The sequence below is a fragment of the Vibrio vulnificus CMCP6 genome, from assembly GCF_000039765.1.
Lineage (GTDB): Bacteria > Pseudomonadota > Gammaproteobacteria > Enterobacterales > Vibrionaceae > Vibrio > Vibrio vulnificus_B.
Genome location: NC_004460.2, coordinates 284183 through 301780 on the forward strand (window position 1 = coordinate 284183; position 17598 = coordinate 301780).

The 17598-nt window shown below is 45.7% G+C and carries 16 protein-coding genes; 7 read left to right on the forward strand and 9 right to left on the reverse strand.

From position 1 onward, the window contains the following. The first annotated feature begins 113 nt into the window (after positions 1–113). Positions 114–1028, forward strand: a complete 915-nt coding sequence (locus VV1_RS16380) for a LysR family transcriptional regulator (RefSeq protein ID WP_011081227.1) — start codon at positions 114–116, stop codon at positions 1026–1028. Then, a complete protein-coding gene (cutA, locus tag VV1_RS16385) occupies positions 1021–1362 on the forward strand; it encodes a divalent-cation tolerance protein CutA (protein ID WP_011081228.1) in 342 nt (113 codons plus the stop codon). Before VV1_RS16380 ends, cutA begins: the two co-directional genes overlap by 8 nt. Here the strand turns inward: cutA and VV1_RS16390 are convergent. Next, positions 1318–1932 carry a DUF2238 domain-containing protein gene (locus VV1_RS16390; RefSeq protein WP_040110752.1) on the reverse strand — a complete coding sequence of 205 codons (615 nt, stop codon included), beginning with the start codon at positions 1930–1932 and terminating at the stop codon, positions 1318–1320. The genes cutA and VV1_RS16390 overlap by 45 nt on opposite strands. 282 nt (positions 1933–2214) lie before the next feature. On the opposite strand from VV1_RS16390, the gene VV1_RS16395 reads away from it, so the two are divergent. After that, positions 2215–3054, forward strand: coding sequence for an isopenicillin N synthase family dioxygenase (locus tag VV1_RS16395; RefSeq protein ID WP_011081230.1), 840 nt, complete (start codon positions 2215–2217; stop codon positions 3052–3054). 159 nt (positions 3055–3213) lie between these two features. Further along, positions 3214–3828 carry a DNA-J related domain-containing protein gene (locus tag VV1_RS16400; protein ID WP_011081231.1) on the forward strand — a complete coding sequence of 205 codons (615 nt, stop codon included), beginning with the start codon at positions 3214–3216 and terminating at the stop codon, positions 3826–3828. Positions 3829–3876: 48 nt separating this feature from the next. Here the strand turns inward: VV1_RS16400 and VV1_RS16405 are convergent, their stop codons facing one another. The 5 genes from VV1_RS16405 to tesA all read right to left on the reverse strand — a co-directional run bounded on the left by VV1_RS16405 (position 3877) and on the right by tesA (position 10247). Next, complete coding sequence (locus tag VV1_RS16405) at positions 3877–4416, reverse strand: GNAT family N-acetyltransferase (RefSeq protein ID WP_011081232.1); 540 nt, start codon at positions 4414–4416, stop codon at positions 3877–3879. 84 nt (positions 4417–4500) lie between these two features. Further along, a complete protein-coding gene (locus VV1_RS16410; protein WP_011081233.1) occupies positions 4501–6156 on the reverse strand; it encodes an ABC-ATPase domain-containing protein in 1656 nt (551 codons plus the stop codon). 118 nt (positions 6157–6274) lie between these two features. Beyond that, the gene (locus tag VV1_RS16415; protein WP_011081234.1) at positions 6275–8191 is read right to left on the reverse strand and encodes a bifunctional diguanylate cyclase/phosphodiesterase; all 1917 of its coding nucleotides are present in this window, start codon (positions 8189–8191) and stop codon (positions 6275–6277) included. A 172-nt stretch (positions 8192–8363) separates the two neighbouring features. Beyond that, positions 8364–9566, reverse strand: coding sequence for an enoyl-ACP reductase FabV (gene fabV, locus VV1_RS16420; protein WP_011081235.1), 1203 nt, complete (start codon positions 9564–9566; stop codon positions 8364–8366). Positions 9567–9644: 78 nt separating this feature from the next. Further along, positions 9645–10247 carry a multifunctional acyl-CoA thioesterase I/protease I/lysophospholipase L1 gene (gene tesA, locus VV1_RS16425; protein WP_011081236.1) on the reverse strand — a complete coding sequence of 201 codons (603 nt, stop codon included), beginning with the start codon at positions 10245–10247 and terminating at the stop codon, positions 9645–9647. On the opposite strand from tesA, the gene VV1_RS16430 reads away from it, so the two are divergent. The 3 genes from VV1_RS16430 to VV1_RS16440 all read left to right on the forward strand — a co-directional run bounded on the left by VV1_RS16430 (position 10246) and on the right by VV1_RS16440 (position 15131). Further along, positions 10246–10923, forward strand: coding sequence for an ABC transporter ATP-binding protein (locus tag VV1_RS16430; RefSeq protein ID WP_011081237.1), 678 nt, complete (start codon positions 10246–10248; stop codon positions 10921–10923). The two genes, tesA and VV1_RS16430, sit on opposite strands and share 2 nt — an antisense overlap. Continuing rightward, positions 10895–13366, forward strand: coding sequence for an ABC transporter permease (locus tag VV1_RS16435; protein WP_011081238.1), 2472 nt, complete (start codon positions 10895–10897; stop codon positions 13364–13366). The genes VV1_RS16430 and VV1_RS16435 overlap by 29 nt, the downstream gene beginning before the upstream one ends. Positions 13367–13685: 319 nt before the next feature. Continuing rightward, positions 13686–15131, forward strand: coding sequence for an FAD-dependent oxidoreductase (locus tag VV1_RS16440; RefSeq protein ID WP_011081239.1), 1446 nt, complete (start codon positions 13686–13688; stop codon positions 15129–15131). A 13-nt stretch (positions 15132–15144) separates the two neighbouring features. On the opposite strand, the gene VV1_RS16445 is transcribed toward VV1_RS16440, so the two are convergent. From VV1_RS16445 to VV1_RS16455, 3 genes are read right to left on the reverse strand one after another with little or no spacing between them, the layout of a single operon-like run. After that, positions 15145–16080 (reverse strand): 5-oxoprolinase subunit C family protein, encoded by a 936-nt coding sequence (locus VV1_RS16445; RefSeq protein ID WP_011081240.1) that lies wholly within the window; start codon positions 16078–16080, stop codon positions 15145–15147. Next, the gene (locus VV1_RS16450) at positions 16077–16760 is read right to left on the reverse strand and encodes a 5-oxoprolinase subunit B family protein (protein WP_011081241.1); all 684 of its coding nucleotides are present in this window, start codon (positions 16758–16760) and stop codon (positions 16077–16079) included. Before VV1_RS16450 ends, VV1_RS16445 begins: the two co-directional genes overlap by 4 nt. A 9-nt stretch (positions 16761–16769) precedes the next feature. Further along, positions 16770–17480, reverse strand: a complete 711-nt coding sequence (locus tag VV1_RS16455) for a 5-oxoprolinase subunit PxpA (RefSeq protein WP_242603371.1) — start codon at positions 17478–17480, stop codon at positions 16770–16772. Positions 17481–17598 lie beyond the last annotated feature (118 nt).

Sequence of the window (17598 nt, forward strand, 5' to 3'; positions counted from 1 at the left end):
CAGCAACGCATGCCGTGCTAAGTTCAATTGAGGATAAATTAGCCAGCAGAAATGTGATCTTCACCGTTTAACGCCGTGCGCTCCGATGATGTGTGCTGTGCGAGAGATGAACCATGAACAAAAACTACCGTTATTTCTTAACCGTCGCTCATGAACTGAATATCAAACAAGCGGCGGAAAAACTGCATATTAGCCAACCAACGCTGACCGCCGCCATCAAAAAGCTCGAGAGTGATATTGGTGTCTCTCTATTTCATCGCCGATCCAAAGGTGTCGAGTTGACGGAATATGGCCGGATGTTTAAATCTTATGCCCAAGAGCAGCAAGAAAAACACGCTCAGTTGATGCACCGTTTTACCGATATGCAGCAGCGTCATTTTGGTAAGCTAAAAGTTGGTACGGGTGAGGCTTGGTGGGAGCTATTTGTCAAAGAAAGCGTAGAAACCTATCAAGAGCGTATTCCCAATACCTCGCTACACCTCGAATTTGGTAACAACTTGTCGCTTATGCATCATCTGGTTCAAGGGGAGTTGGACCTTTTTGTTGGCCATGAAGTTCAAGGCCTTCATGATCGTTGTAAGGTACATTTCATCCCATTATTTCAAGACAACGAGGCTTACTTTGTGCGTCGTGACCACCCGTTACTGAAAATTCGCTCGAAAGAAAGTGAAAAGCGCCTCGAACAGCAGAAAGTCTATCCGCTGCTGCGTGTCACGCCCGATCATGCCCGTCACCGTTCAGTGCTTGCTGACCACATGACATCACCCTTTGAACTTTCAGCATCCAGGCTAGAAGACAGAGCAATCTATGATGTTGACTCATTGTTCGCAAGTTTAGACCTATTAAAGTGCAGCGATGCGATCATGCCCTATAGTGATCGTATGTGCGAATGGATGGCCGCAAGGGAAATCGAAACGTTGGTGATCAATCGTCAGCAACTCGGTAATGTCGGAATCTATACCGCAAAAGGAGAACTTGATGAAAAAACAATGCAATTTATCCAGTTATTGAGAGAGCATTATGAGTGATTCAAACCATGACTTTTGTGTGGTGTTGACCACCACCAATAATGATGCCAATAAACATGCCATCATTAAGGCGCTATTGAGCAAACAACTTGCTGCGTGTATTCAAGAAATACCAATGACTAGCCATTATATTTGGCAAGAAGAAGTATGCCACGACAGTGAAACACTGCTGGTGATAAAAAGCAAAAAATCGCTTTATACGCTGTTGGAAGAAGCGATACGTGAGTTGCACAACTACGAAGTGCCGCAAATTGTACAACTCGACATCGCCGCGGGCTTTCCGCCCTATTTAAGCTGGATCGCGGCCAACACCTTGGAGACGCAAAAGCATTAACGAGGTAAGTGCACCGAGGGTGTCACACAGCATGTCTTTCTGTGCATCCCAGATATCACCTTGAGAGCCGAGAAAAGCGATGCCTTCGTCACCACCGGCGAGGGCAGCATACCACCATTCAATAATTTCATAGGCAGCGGCTAAGCTCATAATCGCAAACAGGGCAAATAAAGAAGCAAAAGTGAACGACTGTTTATGCTGTTTCACCAAGTACTCTGCAATGGGATAAGCGTAAAGGCCGATAGAAAAGTGGGCCAAGCGATCATAGTTGTTTCTTTCCGAGCCAATCAGCTGGTTGAACCAATCAAATGGCACTTCGGCGAAAGTGTATTTTGCCCCGATGGTGTGTAGACAAAGCCAAACAAACATCAGTAAGTAAGCGGTGCGACTGAAGGTAAAGCGTCGACTGAGCCAAATGATCGTCGCAAGAATGGCAACGGCTGGAATGATTTCGGCAATCCACACCGCGTGAGAGGTCGGCGATACCGCAGAGAAAACGAAGATGACAGCATAGCCGAGCGTCAAGAGCAGCAAAGGATTTTGTTTTGTCATTAAGTTTTCCTTCTTCATCGTGATTCTATTCCCTTAGTTTTCGCGTAAATCGCGTCAAATGATGACAGCTTATTGAACGTTGTTCAATTAATTTGTGTGACGCACCATTCACCCTGATGGTTTGGGCGATGTAATCAGAGAGAGTAAGCGGGTATATCGATTACGAAATGTGTTGATAGCTTGCGCGTTGGCTCAACATTTAACCGTTTGCGGCAATACATTTCATTAAAGTTTGATTTACATTTGCTTGTACCACTAGAATCCGGACTCTAATTCAAAAAACAAAAAGAAAGTGAAGTCATGAAACTGGAAACTGTCGATTATCTTGCTGATGATGCAGCAGAACAATTTGTCACATCGCTGCGCGAAACTGGGTTTGGCGTCCTGAAAAATCACCCAATTCCGAAAGAGTTGGTGGAATCGATTTATAAGAACTGGTACGAGTTTTTCTCAACGGAGCAAAAGCACGATTTTCATTTTAATGTTGAAACACAAGATGGTTACTTCCCACCGTCGGTTTCTGAAGTGGCGAAAGGGCATAGCGTTAAAGACATCAAGGAATACTTCCACGTCTATCCTTGGGGTCAAATGCCAGAGCAGCTCAAAGCAGAAATCATGGAATACTATGAGCGCGCAAATGCCTTTGCTTCCGAACTGCTAGGCTGGGTTGAAGCCCACGCACCAAAAGAGGTTCAGGAAAAGTTTTCTGTTGCTCTGTCTGAGATGATCAATGGCAGTGACAAAACCTTATTGCGTGTATTGCACTATCCACCAATGACGGGTGATGAAGAGCCGGGCGCTATTCGCGCGGCTGCGCATGAAGACATCAACTTGTTGACCGTATTACCAGCGGCAAATGAGCCTGGCCTTCAAGTGAAAGCGAAAGATGGCAGCTGGATTGATGTGCCGTGTGACTTTGGCAACTTGATTATTAACATCGGCGACATGCTACAAGAGGCGTCAGGTGGTTACTTTCCGTCGACAACACACCGTGTGATCAACCCAACGGGTGAACGTCAAACGCAGTCGCGCATTTCACTACCATTGTTCCTTCATCCTAAACCTGACGTAGTTCTTTCTGAGCGCTACACCGCGCATAGCTATCTGATGGAGCGTTTAAGAGAGCTAGGTGTGATTTAAGCCTTATTCCACATCACAGACTGTGAGAGACAGCCAATGTGCTGTCTCTTTTTTTCAACACTGCTTCACGAACTGACAGTCAAAATGAAATCTTGCTCGACAAATTGGCTATCCTGACTTTGAATAAAAGGAGCAAGCAAATTCAGATAGGCGAATAGGATGCAGCAAACGAATTTGGCGGCCACTTTCCAAACCTACATGGAAAACCCGTTGTTATGGCCGATTTTAGAAGTATTACGTCAGCAGCCAAGTGGCTGGAAGGTACACACTCTCGCTTCACATTTAGGTGAGCTGGGATTGATTCACCAACTTGATCCTTCTCCCGACAAAGATCTTTTTAAGCGCAACTTTCTGATCATGAATGCGCTTTATCAGTTACAAGAAACGCTTTACCCAGACCATTGGCTTCAAGTTGAGGCGATGAATATCGTTTTGATGTCGAGTCACGCCTGCGCTGGCCATACCATAGACGTCGATGATCCTTTAAGAGAATACTACGTCCAGTGGCAAAATTACGAAGCGAATGAAGGGGAAGTTAAACGTCTTTTGAACGAGTTCTGGACGCGTTATCGTCGTTTTGTTGGGCATCATGAAGGGGAGCCCATCGATAGAGAAAAAGCGTTGCAGTTGTTTGAACTCGATCCACATGCAACGGCCGTTGATATCCGTAAGCGTTGGAGAAGGCTCGCACTGCGTTGGCATCCAGATCGTGACAACGGCAATGCAGAGCGATTTCGCGTGCTGTGCGAAGCGTGGAACGTTTTACGCCACTGACACCCAATAGCCACTCGGAGCCAATCACGTCTATTGGTTATCTTTGAGTTATTTGGGTGACCACTGCGATCTTAGAACTGCCAATACCACCGTGTTCCACCAAGTCTCTTTAAAGAAGCGGTTTTCTATGAACTCCGCTTCCTGTGTCATGCCAAGTTGACGGCATAACTTAATCGCTGGGCGATTTTTTGAAATAGTTTCGGCGTAAACCCGATGGACATTCAGTTGGTTAAAAGCGAAATCGAGTAGGGCAGACATCGCTTCTACCGCTAAACCACTGTGATGAAAAGTGCGTTTTAAACCGCAACCACTTGAGGCTTGTTGATCATTTTCCAGTCTCAGTCCTGCAATGCCCATGTACTCGCCAGTAAAGCGATCTGTGACAGCAAGATGGAAGGCTTGCCGAGGAGATTGCTGTGCTTGCTCATAGAATAAGTTCACTAAGAATGCACATTTCTCTGCTGAGCAATCTTCAACGGAATAAAAACGTTGGTATTTTGGGTCTTGGCACTGTTGAAAATACGCTTCAACATCGTGAGGCGTGAAATCACGCAGAATCAATCGTTCGGTTGTAATGGTAAATGTCACAGATAGCCCACCTCACTGATAGTTAAGAATAACTAAAGAAAAAGCGCAGTATAAACTGCGCTTTTTATGGACACACGTTATCCGTTAATGGTTGTTACGAAACTGTGACTTTCGCATACGATTTAAAGCTGCCATCACATCAATTGGACGTGGTTTGGCGAGATCACCATGCTGAGGCATATTCTGGAACCAAGCATCGCCCAATAATTCGCTGATCTGTTTGGCTGGGTTTGAGTTCCATCCAGCGTGTTGGGCAAGCTGATACCAAACCCAACCAATCGCGTTGACTTCATCGCTCGACTCTAACTGCTCAAGCGCGGAGAGGTCTGTAAACTCTTTACCAAAGCGAAGGCTGTCTTTACCTTTCGCCGATACACGGAATTTCCCATCCGTTAGAATGTTCATCAACGCAGAGCAATGGAGTGCACGAGGAGGGAATGTCACCAAAGGTGCCTCAGATTCGTTGTGACGTTGAGTAGGGTGCAACTGAATCACCTCTTTCGCTTTCTCGGTCACATCTAATGCCTGATAGTCATGCATCTGGATAACGTTGTCGGCAACATCCAGATAATCGCCTGACCCGCCCATCACGATGATGGTGGAGATCTCCAATTCATCGCGCAATTGACCGATACGGTCCACCAGCGGTGTGATTGGCTCGTCACCCTTTGCCACAAGCGCTTGCATGCGCTCGTCGCGAATCATGAAGTTTGTGGCTGATGTATCTTCATCAATCAATAGCGTTGAAGCGCCCGCTTCGACAGATTCTTGTAACCACGCTGCCTGAGAGGTGGAACCTGATGCATCTTGCGTGGTGAAGTCTGCAGTATCTTTGCCCATTGGCAAATGATTAATGTAGTTGGAAAGATTCAAATGATGAACGCAGCGGCCTTCCTCAGCGCGAATTTTCATTGCTGAACCATCGGTGACAATGTATTCACGGCCATCACCAGGAATGTGATTGTAGATCGAGCGTTCAATGGCATTTAGCAGGGTAGATTTGCCATGAAAACCACCACCGACAATTAAAGTGATCCCTTTCGGAATCCCTAAGCCAGTGACATAGCCGCGATTTGGTGCATGTAACGTGACTTGCAGTGATTCTGGTGCGGTGAACTCGACGGCGTCTTTCATTGGTAGATCGCAATTACCAGCCACTCGAGGCAAGATACTGCCATTGGCAACAAATGAAACAAGGCCATTGACCTCAAGCTGTTCGCGTAATGCCTCTTGGTCTTCCACAACCTGACAGTGCGTCAATAGTGCCTCTTTATCAAGTTCACGTTCGATGGTGGAACGACGGATAAACTTCGGTAAGTGGAAGGTAATGATATTAATCGCTTTCTTTGCCAGAATGTCACGGCCTTCAGCGGGCAGGTTGACTCGAAAACGCAGTTCAATCCCTTCTTCCGTAAATAATACAGAAGTGCTGTCTAAAACGGTTTGTCCATGCAAAGAAATGGCAATGGCGTTTTCTTGTTTGGCGAATTCGGCGAAGCTACGAGCAATGAAATCTCTTGCGCCAAGTTGGAACGCTGCAGACTCCTCTTTTAACCAAGAAAGCCCAGTTAAGGACCAAGCACGAAAAGCGCGGAAGCGTGAAGCAGAAGCGTAAGGGTCAGATTGGATATGATCAATAAACAGATCAAAATCGGTAAAATTGTACTGCCCTTTGATTTGCTGGTATGCACGATAATTTTGCTTTTCAAGCTTTTTGAGTTTTGCAATCAACTGGTCCATAACAAACAGCCTTTTAGAAACAGAAAAGCGGCGATTATAGAAATCGCCGACGTAAGAGTAAAGCAACTATATGGTGTGTGGCGTCTGCTTGTCGAAATTATCCCTAAAAGTGATGCAATTATGTGTGATACGCGAAGCGAGGGGTGCCTAAAAAGTTCTGACTGTATAAGCCTTGAACAAATTCACTGCCAGGCATTGGCTTGCCATACAGAAATCCTTGGCCAATATCGCATCCTTCGCGGATCAAGAAATCCTCTTGTAGGTCGGATTCGATGCCTTCCATCACCACCTCTAAATCGAGCTTTTTAGCCACATGGATAATTGAACGGATGATTTCTTTGTCTTCTTCCGACTTATCAATATGTTGAACAAAACTCTTATCAATTTTTATCGCATCGAATGGATACTTTTTCAAATAACTGAAAGAGGCGTAGCCAGTACCAAAGTCATCAAGTGACAATGTCACTCCGAGTTCATGCAACCGTTCTAAGGTAGCACGTGCAACCACTTCATCACTGATCAAACCGCTTTCTGTTACCTCAAGTTCAAGATATTGAGCCGGAAGTTGGTAGGCGATGAGCAATTCCTGAACTTGCTCAGCAAAGAGGGGATTTTTAAGTTGAATCGCACTCACATTCACCGCCACTCGAAAATGTTCCACAATCGCTGACCACTCTTTTGCTTTTTCGATCGCAGAGCGTAGTACAAACGCCCCGACTTCAAAGATCAGCCCGTTTTGCTCTGCCATATGAATCAGGGCTTCATTGGAAATGTCCCCCAAAACAGGGTGGCTCCAACGTAACAACGCCTCTGCGCCGATCCACTTGTGCGTTTGAGGGCAAACTTTCGGCTGAAAATAGAGCGTTAAATCGTCGTTTCTTACTGCTTGCAGTAAGTAGCTTTCGATTTGATTGTGGTGAAGTAAGGCATCTGCGTGAGTTGCTGAAAAATACGCGTATTGCTGGCCGGAATCTTTGCTCAAAACCATGGCCTGATTGGCATGCCTTAACAGTTGTTGAGCACTTTCGGTTGTTGAATCCGCCACCGCTAAACCAATGAATGCGTGCAAATGCGCTTCGCTTTCGCCCACTTTAAAGCCTCGTTGTCCGGCATTGATGATCCGGTTAAGCAGGTTGTCGAGGATATCAGTAACGTCATCCGCACGAATCGCGATCACAAGATCGTGCGAGCTTGGGCGGCCAGTAATGGAATCGACAGATTCAATGACACCGATTTGGTTACGGTAGATTTTCAGCAAATCATCCAATAGGGCAAACCCATATTTGGTTTGAATTGAACGGGCATTGGTGAATCCGATATGGATCACTACCAAACTGGAATCCCCAAGACGCCATTCGTCTAACATCCTCTGTAAATGCTGCTCTAACGCGCATCGATTCAGAAAGCCTGTACCGTGGTCATGATGTTTCTGATAGTGCGCTTGCTGTTCTGCGGCTTTTCTACGGTCAATTTCTTGGTTTAAGCTAAAACTAAGTTGAGCAAGATTGGTTGTACGCTTATCAACACGTTGTTTTAGCTGTTCGTTGAGGCGCAGTAATTTTTGATGTTGGTAGACCACAGACAGTTGCGCTTCTATCGAAGTTTGAAAACCAGCGAGCAATTCTCGATATGTTTGGCCAAAGTTGTTTTCTTTGTCATCTAGCATACAAATGGTGCCAAACACCTCACCATTTGGCCAAAGCAATGGCAAACCGCAGTAGGCGAGCATTCCCAATTTAATATCGGGATTGTGATCCCACTCCTTGTCGTTCAGAGCGTTAGGCACCAGCAATTCCGTGTTGTCTTCAATCACGGTTTCGCAGTAAAGACCATGGCCTAGCGATTCGCTATCTCCTTGATGATAAGGGTTTAATGAACTTTGACTGGAGGAAAACACCTCAATGTGTTCGGGTTGGATACGCATAATCAATGCGGCGGGGACATCAACGATATACGCCAATAGGTTGACAATTCTCTGCCAACTTTCTTGCATTGCTTCTGGAATCTCATAATCCAACGTTCTGTATTTTGCCATTGAGCAAACATCCTTGTTTGAATGAGCTTTGAGCTCATGTTTTAAAATTATAATGACGGCAAACATCCTTGTTAGTATAGGGGCTAGAGTTGGCGTTACCCAAAAAAAAGTCCCGAAATCGTTCGGGACGGGGAAATAAAAGATTGAATCTCAATAATGGAACACTGTGTAGCTAAGGCGTTAATTTCAAAATTGTTTGTAAGTCAATATCTTGTGAATAGTCAACTTCGTCAAATCCGAAACCATTGAGCTGTAAAAACTCGTTTTTAAACCCTTGGTAATCACCGATTACTTGGAAATTATTGGCATCCATTTCTTCTAGAATCTGGTTCACTTTATTTTGAATATGAGGCGCCAGTTCCCAATCATCCATCCGGACCAATCGCTCACCATCAACGCTGATGTGGTCTTGCCCATAAAGCTTCGTTGCGAATAAGCGCTGCATTTGCTCAATGCATCCTTCGTGGCATTTTTCGTCTTTCATCACTCGATAAAGTGCGAGCAGGTAAGGGGACAATGCAGGAATAAATACACTGGCTTTCGTCACCAATGCCTTACAAACCGTGGCATACGCTGCGCCGTCAAAATTGGCCAGTTTCAAGTTCAAAGAATGGCTGGTTTGATGAAGGTCGATCTTTGCACGCCCTAAGGTGCCATCAAGGTAGATTGGATGTGTGATTTCAGGCCCTACATAGGAAAACGCGATGGTTTGGCATCCTTGAGCAATGGATTCGGCATTAATGAGCGTGTCGATCCAGCTTTCCCAATCTTCACCGCCCATGACCTTAATGGTGTGCAATGCTTCTTCTTCTGTAGCCGATTCGAGGGTGGTATCAATCCAGCGATCATGCTCTAAGTCGAACGATGCTCCGGTCACTGTTTGGCCAAAAGGTTTAATCACACTTCGCCAAAATTCACCCGGTTGATTTGATATCGGTCGCATGCCTGTTGCGAGGCTGTAGATAACGAGGTCAACCTCACCTTCGAAATAGGTTTCGATCGCCTCAATCACTTGGGTACGAGTTTCGGAAGCAAAAGCATCACCAACAATATTAATTGCAATACGGCCTTCTTTTTCAGCTTCACGTTTAAAAAAAACATTGTTGTACCAGCCCGCGCTGCCTGTTCCTTTTTCAGAAGGGCCTCGTTCAAATGAAACACCGATGGTGTCTGCTTGCGCACCACCAAAAGTGAGGGCTATCCGAGCGGCAAGGCCAAAACCAGAAGATGCACCGAGAATAAGGACACGTTTAGGTCCTTGTGAAATCTGTGGTGCATTTTTAACAAATGCTATCTGTTTTTTTATTGCTGCTTCACAACCAAAAGGATGAGCAGAACGAGCAACAACGCCTTGAATAATCGGTTCTATACGCATGCACTATTCCTGATTCGGGGAGAATTGCATTAGGCTAACGTAAAGAAACGTAAAATGATTTGAGCTAGGCCATTAAAATCAGAGATGTTTGTAAAACGTTTTTGCAACAAATTGAGCGATCCAAGGCTGAGCTTCGGGCATTGGATGTAAGCCATCAGGCATCATCCACTCCGGTTTGACGATCACTTGTTCTAAGAAAAACGGCAGGAGTGGCACTTGATGATGTTCGGCAAGCGTAGGATAGAGTTCAACAAATGCATCCGTGTAGCGCTTGCCATAGTTAGGTGGGACACGAATTTGCATCAGTGCGACTTTAGCGTCTGAGGCTTTGCTTAATTGAATCATTCGCGAAAGGTTTGAAGAGATCACTTTATGTGGAAAACCTCGCAAGCCATCATTGGCCCCCAGCTCAATAAGCACCCAGTCTGGTGAGTGCGTTTTTAACAACTCAGGCAGACGAGATAGTCCATTGCCGGTTGTGTCTCCAGAGATACTGGCGTTGATCACTTCTACGTTTTTTCCGTATGTATTCAATGCTTCTGGTAACAAATTTGGCCAAGCCTGCTCTGCAGACATGTTGTATCCTGCACTTAGGCTGTCGCCAACAATTAACACTTTCTCGGTTGCGTGTGCGACGCTAGAAAGGAAAAACATTATAAGTAAGGAAAACAATCTGACCATGCCATCTCCAGTAATTAAAGCGGAATCCGTTAGTAAACAAGTCTCTACTAATAATGAGCAGTTAACAATCCTTAAAAATGTAAATGTTGTCATTGAAGAAGGTGAAAGCGTTGCGATTGTCGGTACCTCTGGTGCCGGTAAGTCTACTCTGATGACGCTTCTGGCTGGTTTAGATGTGGCGACCTCCGGTGACGTCACGTTGTTAGGACAAGCATTATCTCAGCTCGATGATGAACAACGAGCGCAAATTCGTAGCGAATATATTGGTTTTGTGTTTCAGAGTTTTCTCTTAATCCCTAGCTTAACAGCCCTACAAAATGTCACGTTGCCATGTTTGTTAAAAGGTGAGGAAGAAGACCACGAGCGAGCCAAAGCGCTGTTGGCCTCGGTAGGGCTGGCTTCTCGTATTCAACATCTCCCAAGCCAGCTTTCGGGTGGCGAGCAACAGCGCGTTGCCTTAGCTCGCGCATTCATGACTCAACCTAAAATTTTGTTTGCAGATGAACCAACCGGCAACTTAGACCAACACACCGCAGAAAAAATCATCGATCTGTTATTTGAACTGAATCAACAACATGGTACGACGTTAGTGCTTGTGACGCACGACGACAATCTGGCCAGGCGTTGTCAGAAGGTCATTAAAATGGATGCTGGCCAACTTGTTGGAGAGGGGTAATATGATTAAGTACTCTCTCAATCGCAGGTTAACTCTTTGGAGCCTCGAAGAGATTCGGCACGGTAATTTGTGGCCAATAAGCGTGGCGTTGATTCTCATTATCTCGTCTGTTTTTGCGTTGTCCGCGTTGGCTACTCGCATGGAACAAGTGATTGTTAAGCAGGGCAAAGATGCGTTAACAGCGGACACCGTTTTCGTTTCTGCCAATCCGATACCGCAAACGCTCGATCTGGCCATCGCAGCGCAAGATGTGCAAGCCTCGAAAATGACTCGTTTTGCGACTATGGCGTTTAGCGACAACGAAATGCAGTTAGTCACCGTAAAAGCAGTTGAAGAAAGTTATCCACTGCTCGGAGAGTTGGTTTTATCTCGGGGCGAAGAGAAACAACGGCACGTCAAACCAGGAGAGCTTTGGCTTGACGGTCGAGTTATGGAAAGATTGTCGGTCAAGGTGAGTGACGTTGTCACCATTGGTGATGCCGATTTTCCGGTCACTGGCGTGATAGAGGCGGAACCTGGATTAAGTTTTAACCCGTTCCAACAAATGCCTGCGGTTTACATTCATCAGTCAGACGTTGATAAAACGGGTGCGATTCAAGTAGGTAGTCGAGTTCAATATCGCGTCTATCTGGTTGGTGAAAGGCCGTCGTTAACCACGATTAAATCCGCTGTAGAGCTCAGCCCAAGCGATCGTTGGCGAGATCAAGAAAACGCGGATCGCTCTAGCGAAGTGTTTGAGCGTACCAGCCAATACCTCTCTCTAACGGTTGCAATTGTCATCATTATGGCAGCCACGACTTTGGTTCTGACTTGTCAAAATTACGTTGTCACGCGAAAACAAACCATCGCGATGTTAAAAAGTATTGGCGCACAACGCGGTTGGATTATTCGCTGGTTGGCCATTCAATTGTCACTGCTGTTTCTTTTTGCCGCGCTGGTTGGTTTACTCATCGGGCTGGGGCTCGAACAGCTATTGAGAATTCCACTCAAAGACCTGCTTCCAGAACCACTGCCAAGCTTTGGTATTGAGCCGTTTTTAGTGTCGTTAGCAACGGCTTTTTGTATTGCTGTACCGTCGTTGGGGATCCCGCTTTCATCATTATTGAAAACTTCGGCGGTTAGCGTGATGCAACCCGATGACGGATCGCAACAAAAAATAGGTAAAAGTGGGTGGCTGGTTTTGGTTCCCGTGGTGCCTATGTTAGTCAATTACTACAACAACGTAATGGTATGGGTTGTTTTAGCGGCAATTTTGATTCTATTTGTGGTACTCGCGGCCTTTGGGTTGTTGGTCAGTCGGGGGCTGATGCGTTTTCCTTTGGCGACACCGATTAAGCTCGCATTAAGCCGGATAAATCGCTCAGCATTGGCGAGTGGCTTGCAATTGGGGGCATTTGCACTTTCTTTGATGTTGCTGGCGATCATTTGGCTAGTACGGACTGATTTGTTGCTTGATTGGCAACGTACATTACCTGCGGATGCGCCCAACGTTTTTGCGCTCAATATCGCTGACTATGAAAAAGAGAGCTACTTAAACGCACTGGATGAAAATCAAGTGTTACGCTCTGAAGCTTATCCCATTATTCGTGGACGCTTTACTGAAATTAATGGTGTCGACGTCAAACAAGATCAGCAACAAGGTCGCCAAGAGCGAAGCGATGCAATCAGCCGAGAGCTCAACCTGACGTGGTCTGATCACCTACCAAACTATAACCAAGTGTTGCAAGGTGAATGGCAAGCCAAAAATGCGGTCTCAGTAGAATCCGAAGTTGCTAGTGAGCTGGGCATCAAAATCGGCGATGTACTGACGTTTGTAATCAACAGCCAGCCCATTAAGGCGACCGTCAACACAATACGGAAAGTAGAATGGCGGGACATGAAGCCAAACTTCTATTTCATCTTCTCAAATGATGTGATGGCAAACATGCCGGGTTCATACTTAGTGAGCTATCGAATTGACGAAAATCAGGGCGGGATTCTTAACCAACTCTCTCGTCAGCACCCGACGGTCAGCGTGCTTGATATTCGGACTATGGCGACGAAAATTCAAAGCCTGATCGAGCAAATCGTTTGGTCTATCTCGATACTCGCTATTTTGGGAGTTATTGCCGGCGTTATGCTGATCTTTACCTTGCTCCGGTTGAGTTTATCGCAGCGTCAACAAGAAATTCGTTTGTATCGTACGTTAGGTGCTTCGAAAAAGCGGGTAACTCAGACGATCTGGGCGGAATTTGGCTTGATGGCCATCATTGCGAGCTTGGTGGCAACACTCGGTGCAGAGTTGGCCGTCGCAGGCGTTATGCACTTTGGCTTCGAGCTCTCCACTCAAATTCATCCGCAGTTATGGGTAATGCTGCCACTGTTGGCGTTACTGACGTTGTTCGCGGTTGTCTTAAGTTTAATCAAGCAGTTATTGACGCCTGTTAACAACAGTTACGCCTAATTGCACACTTCACTTATCCCAGTTATCCACAAAATCAGTGGATAACTTTTGGGATAAGTGAATGCCCAAAATAGTGCAATCTTTGCCGAGTCGTTGAGGCATCTGAGTTAGCGAAGAGGGGTTATTCACAAATCAAATTTATTTAAGAATCAACATAATCTCGTCAAGCTTTTTTTGCGAAAAATCTTTTGTCTTCGTCGCTAAAAAATAAAGCGAATAAAAAAGCGCCAACTGCCAGTAACCTCAGGGAATTTGTGATTTTATTCACGCTCGAACAGGGGTAGAATCTGACGTCAGAATTCATAGTGATAGTTTATAAATGAATAAGTTAAATACGCCTAATTGCGATACCCATATCGCAGTCGTCGGTGGTGGTGTAGCGGGTGCTACAGCGGCAATACACTTTTCTGAACTCGGCTATAAAGTCACGTTGCTCGAAAAAGGGCCATCGTTGGTTAATGGTCCACCTATCTGCCATTTGCACGCAGGTGGTAATTTGTATCGTGAAATTTCGACCGAACAATGTATTGAACTGCTCAGGCAGTCCATCGAAAGCGTAAGACTTTTTCCTCATAGCATCAATATTCGTCCTACGGTCATTGCGATTCCGCATTCTGATGACGGCGAGCCAAACGATCTTCTTCCTCGTTTGGCAGCGGTCGCCACCGAATACAAAGCTCTTGTCGAGCAAGATTGCCGTAACCAAGTACTTGGTAAGCCTGAAGACTATTACAAACTCTACTCACGCGATCAATTGGCAGCATTAGCGTCAATGACTCAACCAAAGAATCCCCGTTCGATGGATGAATGGATGATTCCGTTTGCAAAACACGCAGACTTAAACAGTCTCAAGTATCCCGTGGTTATGGTGCAAGAGTACGGGTGGAGTGTCTTTAGGTTGTCAGCAATTGCAAGTCTAGCTCTCGACAAGTTTCCTGCAACCGAGGTGCGATGCAATAGCGAGTTGCAGACATGTCAATGGGACGGCAAACAGTGGCAACTGACTTTATCCAATACATCTCAGCCGCTTACAGTTGACTACTTGGTGAATGCCTGTGGATTTGAAACCGGGACGCTGGATGATCATATTGGCGTGAAAACACAACGCTTAGTGGAATTTAAGGCGGCTTATGTCACCCAATGGTCCAAGTGCAAGGAAGAATGGCCAGAAGTGATTTTTCATGGCCAAAGGGGCACGCCCCAGGGGATGGCCCAATTGACACCTTACGGCGACGGTTATTTTCAGTTGCATGGCATGACGCAAGACATCACCTTGTTTAAAGACGGTTTAGTCAGCAGTGAAGAAGGCTCATCTCAACCTCGTTTGCCACTGCAATATGTGAAAAAAATTCAACAAGGCTGGAATAAAGAGATTCTCATCTCGCGAACCCAAGGTGCGATTGAACACATGAGCCAATTTGTACCTATATTTTCTGACGCACAAGCCGCTGGCAAGGCCTTGTTTGGTGCTCAGCAAATCCCAGGTAATGACGTCACTCTACGAGCTGCAGATGTCTCGTTTTCAGCAAACAACTATGCGTGCATAGAGATAGTGAAAGCATCGTCAACGTTACAGGCAGCGCAGAAAACCGCGCAACATTGGTTTGGCGTAACACCGTCATTTGATATTGAGGGGCAACACCCAGTAACGCTGACATTGAGTCCACAAGAGATTGAAGAGAAAGCAATTGAACTGGCTCAATTACGTGGTTATCCCGTCGCTCTTGCGAAAACGACGGGAGAAGGGCTTTATAAAAACCTGTAACTTAGAGGCCAGATTAATAGCCAAAAAATCTGGCCCATTGGCACCAAACGTCTTGTAAGCCTTCACGATCACCTTTAATAAAACGGACTTCCTGACCCGGTTTGGCTTGAGCCAAACGTGGAAGATCAATACGAGCTACACAGCCAATTTTCGGATAGCCCCCAATGGTTTGATGATCGTTCAACAAGATGATTGGGTGCCCATTGGGGGGAATTTGAATCGCGCCCAAAGTAATACCTTCAGACAAAATCCCGCTGTAGGGCGGCGTAATTTTCCCATCAGCCAATCGGTAGCCCATTCGGTTGGAATTTGTGTCCACTTCAAATCGGGTTTGATACAAACGTTCTCGCTCATGATCATCAAAATCATCTACTTGGAACCCTTCAATCACTCTAAGCTTAAGAGGCAAGTTGTAATCCGGTTTAAAACGAAAGGTGAGTGCGCGAGATTTTTGTGTTGGCAGTACATGGGGATTGAACGCTAAGTAATCGTCCGCTTTGAGCGCTTCACCATTGGCCGACAAACCACCAAGGTGATCGCGAATGACTGTACTGCTACTGCCAAGATGGGGGGCAACATCAAAGCCGCCTTTGACAGAAAGGTAACTTCTTAGGCCGTTTCTGGGTAAGCCAAACGTCAGAATTTCCCCTTTACGTGCAATGAAGTCGCTCCAATTGTTAAGCGGCTTGCCATTTAACGTGGCTGACAAATCGCCTCCGCAAATTGCCAAATGGCAATCACTCATCACTTCAAACGCAGTCTGGCCAAAGGTGATTTCGACGGAGCTACAATTGACCGAGTTACCGAGCAAATAATTTGACCAACTGTAAGCGTAATCATCCACCGGGCCACCTTGTGTCACGCCAGAATGCGCTAAGCCAAAACGGCCAAAGTCTTGAATTAAACTTAGTGGGCCAGCTTTAATGACTCTTAATCCTGTTTCGCTCATAGCATCCCTCCTAAATTCAAAAATTCTTTCTCAGAGATAGCTTTAAACGCGACAGTGTCACCAATATTAAAAGGTGTAATCGGAATATGGTTAGGTTGATAAACCTCCAGTGGCGTTCGACCAATGATGTTCCACCCGCCAGGCGTCGCGCTTGGGTAAATGGCGGTTTTGTTGTCGGCAATGGCGACGCTTCCTTTTGGCACTTGTAGACGAGGTGAGCTAAGGCGTGGAAGTGAAATGCGCTCATCCACATCCGAGAGGAATGCAAACCCAGGTGTAAAACCAATCGCAGAGACTGAATAACAAGGAGTGGTATGCAGTGAAATTAGGTGTTCCAAGTGAACGCCTTTTTCGACAAAACGAGGCAGATCTAACGCCGTTTCTTCACTATAAAAGACTGGAATAACATGGTGTTGTGAAGAAGTGGCAACCTTTTTGTCGGCCATTTCATTCAGTAATTTTTCGATTGTTAAAATGATGGAGACTTCATCAAGTCGAAAAGGCAAATATTCCACCAGAATCGTATGATAGGCTGGGACAACATTCATTACTGCTATTTGAAGCTGCTGACCAATGGCTCCAGCATATAAACCTATTTGTTGCTCGGAAATCGCATCATCAAAATGAAGCATCAATGCACATTCGGCAACTGGGGAAATTGTGAACCATTTATTATTCAAAGTTTCTCCTTACATTTTGGCTATCGCTTGGCTAATTCGTTGCACTAAGGCGATGGATTCTGGATTGTCGCCATGCACGCAAATGGTATCGGCCTCCAAAGACAATCGAGTGCCATTGGCGGTATTGACACTGCCGTATGTCGCGATTTGTAGCGCCTGATTATAAATGTCTTCGGGTTGATGATAGACCGCATTAGCTTGGCTTCGAGGCGTGAGTTTTCCGTCCTCTTGATACTGACGATCGGCGAATGCTTCGAATAGCAAAGGAACATCATAAATGTCAGCGATATCGAGGTAATGTTGGTTGTCGCTCGTGGCAAGAATCATCAAAGGGATGCCAAAAATCGATACCGCTTCGCAAATCGCGCGAAAAATTGCTTCACTCTCCATCATATCGTTATAAAGCGCACCGTGTGGCTTTACGTAATGAAGAGGTACATCGTGGTATTGGCAAACCGCTTTTAAGGCTCCTACTTGGTAAAGCACGATCTCGCTGATTTGAGCTGGTGTATGTGGAATAGAGCGTCGACCAAACCCAACCAAATCTTGATATCCAGGATGAGCGCCTATTTTGACCTTGTAGTGTTTTGCCAATGCGACGGTTTTCGACATCACACTCGGATCAGAAGCGTGAAACCCACAAGCGATATTGGCCATGTCAACCCAAGGCATCACTAATTCATCGGATCCCATCTTCCAATTTCCAAAGCTTTCGCCCATGTCGCAATTTAACGTTACTCTTTGCTTATTCACTATTATTTGAACCATCCTTGCTATTAATTTACTTAAGTTGGCTGAAAACGCGCTGAATGGCAATGATCAACCTCATCCTTTATCA

Excerpts from the sequence above, each read along its gene's own strand:
- VV1_RS16380 (WP_011081227.1), top strand. The coding sequence starts at position 114 with ATGAACAAAAACTACCGTTATTTCTTAACCGTCGCTCATGAACTGAAT.
- cutA (WP_011081228.1), top strand. The coding sequence starts at position 1,021 with ATGAGTGATTCAAACCATGACTTTTGTGTGGTGTTGACCACCACCAAT.
- VV1_RS16390 (WP_040110752.1), bottom strand. The coding sequence starts at position 1,932 with ATGAAGAAGGAAAACTTAATGACAAAACAAAATCCTTTGCTGCTCTTG.
- VV1_RS16395 (WP_011081230.1), top strand. The coding sequence starts at position 2,215 with ATGAAACTGGAAACTGTCGATTATCTTGCTGATGATGCAGCAGAACAA.
- VV1_RS16400 (WP_011081231.1), top strand. The coding sequence starts at position 3,214 with ATGCAGCAAACGAATTTGGCGGCCACTTTCCAAACCTACATGGAAAAC.
- VV1_RS16410 (WP_011081233.1), bottom strand. The coding sequence starts at position 6,156 with ATGGACCAGTTGATTGCAAAACTCAAAAAGCTTGAAAAGCAAAATTAT.
- VV1_RS16415 (WP_011081234.1), bottom strand. The coding sequence starts at position 8,191 with ATGGCAAAATACAGAACGTTGGATTATGAGATTCCAGAAGCAATGCAA.
- fabV (WP_011081235.1), bottom strand. The coding sequence starts at position 9,566 with ATGCGTATAGAACCGATTATTCAAGGCGTTGTTGCTCGTTCTGCTCAT.
- VV1_RS16430 (WP_011081237.1), top strand. The coding sequence starts at position 10,246 with ATGCCATCTCCAGTAATTAAAGCGGAATCCGTTAGTAAACAAGTCTCT.
- tesA (WP_011081236.1), bottom strand. The coding sequence starts at position 10,247 with ATGGTCAGATTGTTTTCCTTACTTATAATGTTTTTCCTTTCTAGCGTC.
- VV1_RS16435 (WP_011081238.1), top strand. The coding sequence starts at position 10,895 with ATGCTGGCCAACTTGTTGGAGAGGGGTAATATGATTAAGTACTCTCTC.
- VV1_RS16440 (WP_011081239.1), top strand. The coding sequence starts at position 13,686 with ATGAATAAGTTAAATACGCCTAATTGCGATACCCATATCGCAGTCGTC.
- VV1_RS16445 (WP_011081240.1), bottom strand. The coding sequence starts at position 16,080 with ATGAGCGAAACAGGATTAAGAGTCATTAAAGCTGGCCCACTAAGTTTA.
- VV1_RS16455 (WP_242603371.1), bottom strand. The coding sequence starts at position 17,480 with ATGGGCGAAAGCTTTGGAAATTGGAAGATGGGATCCGATGAATTAGTG.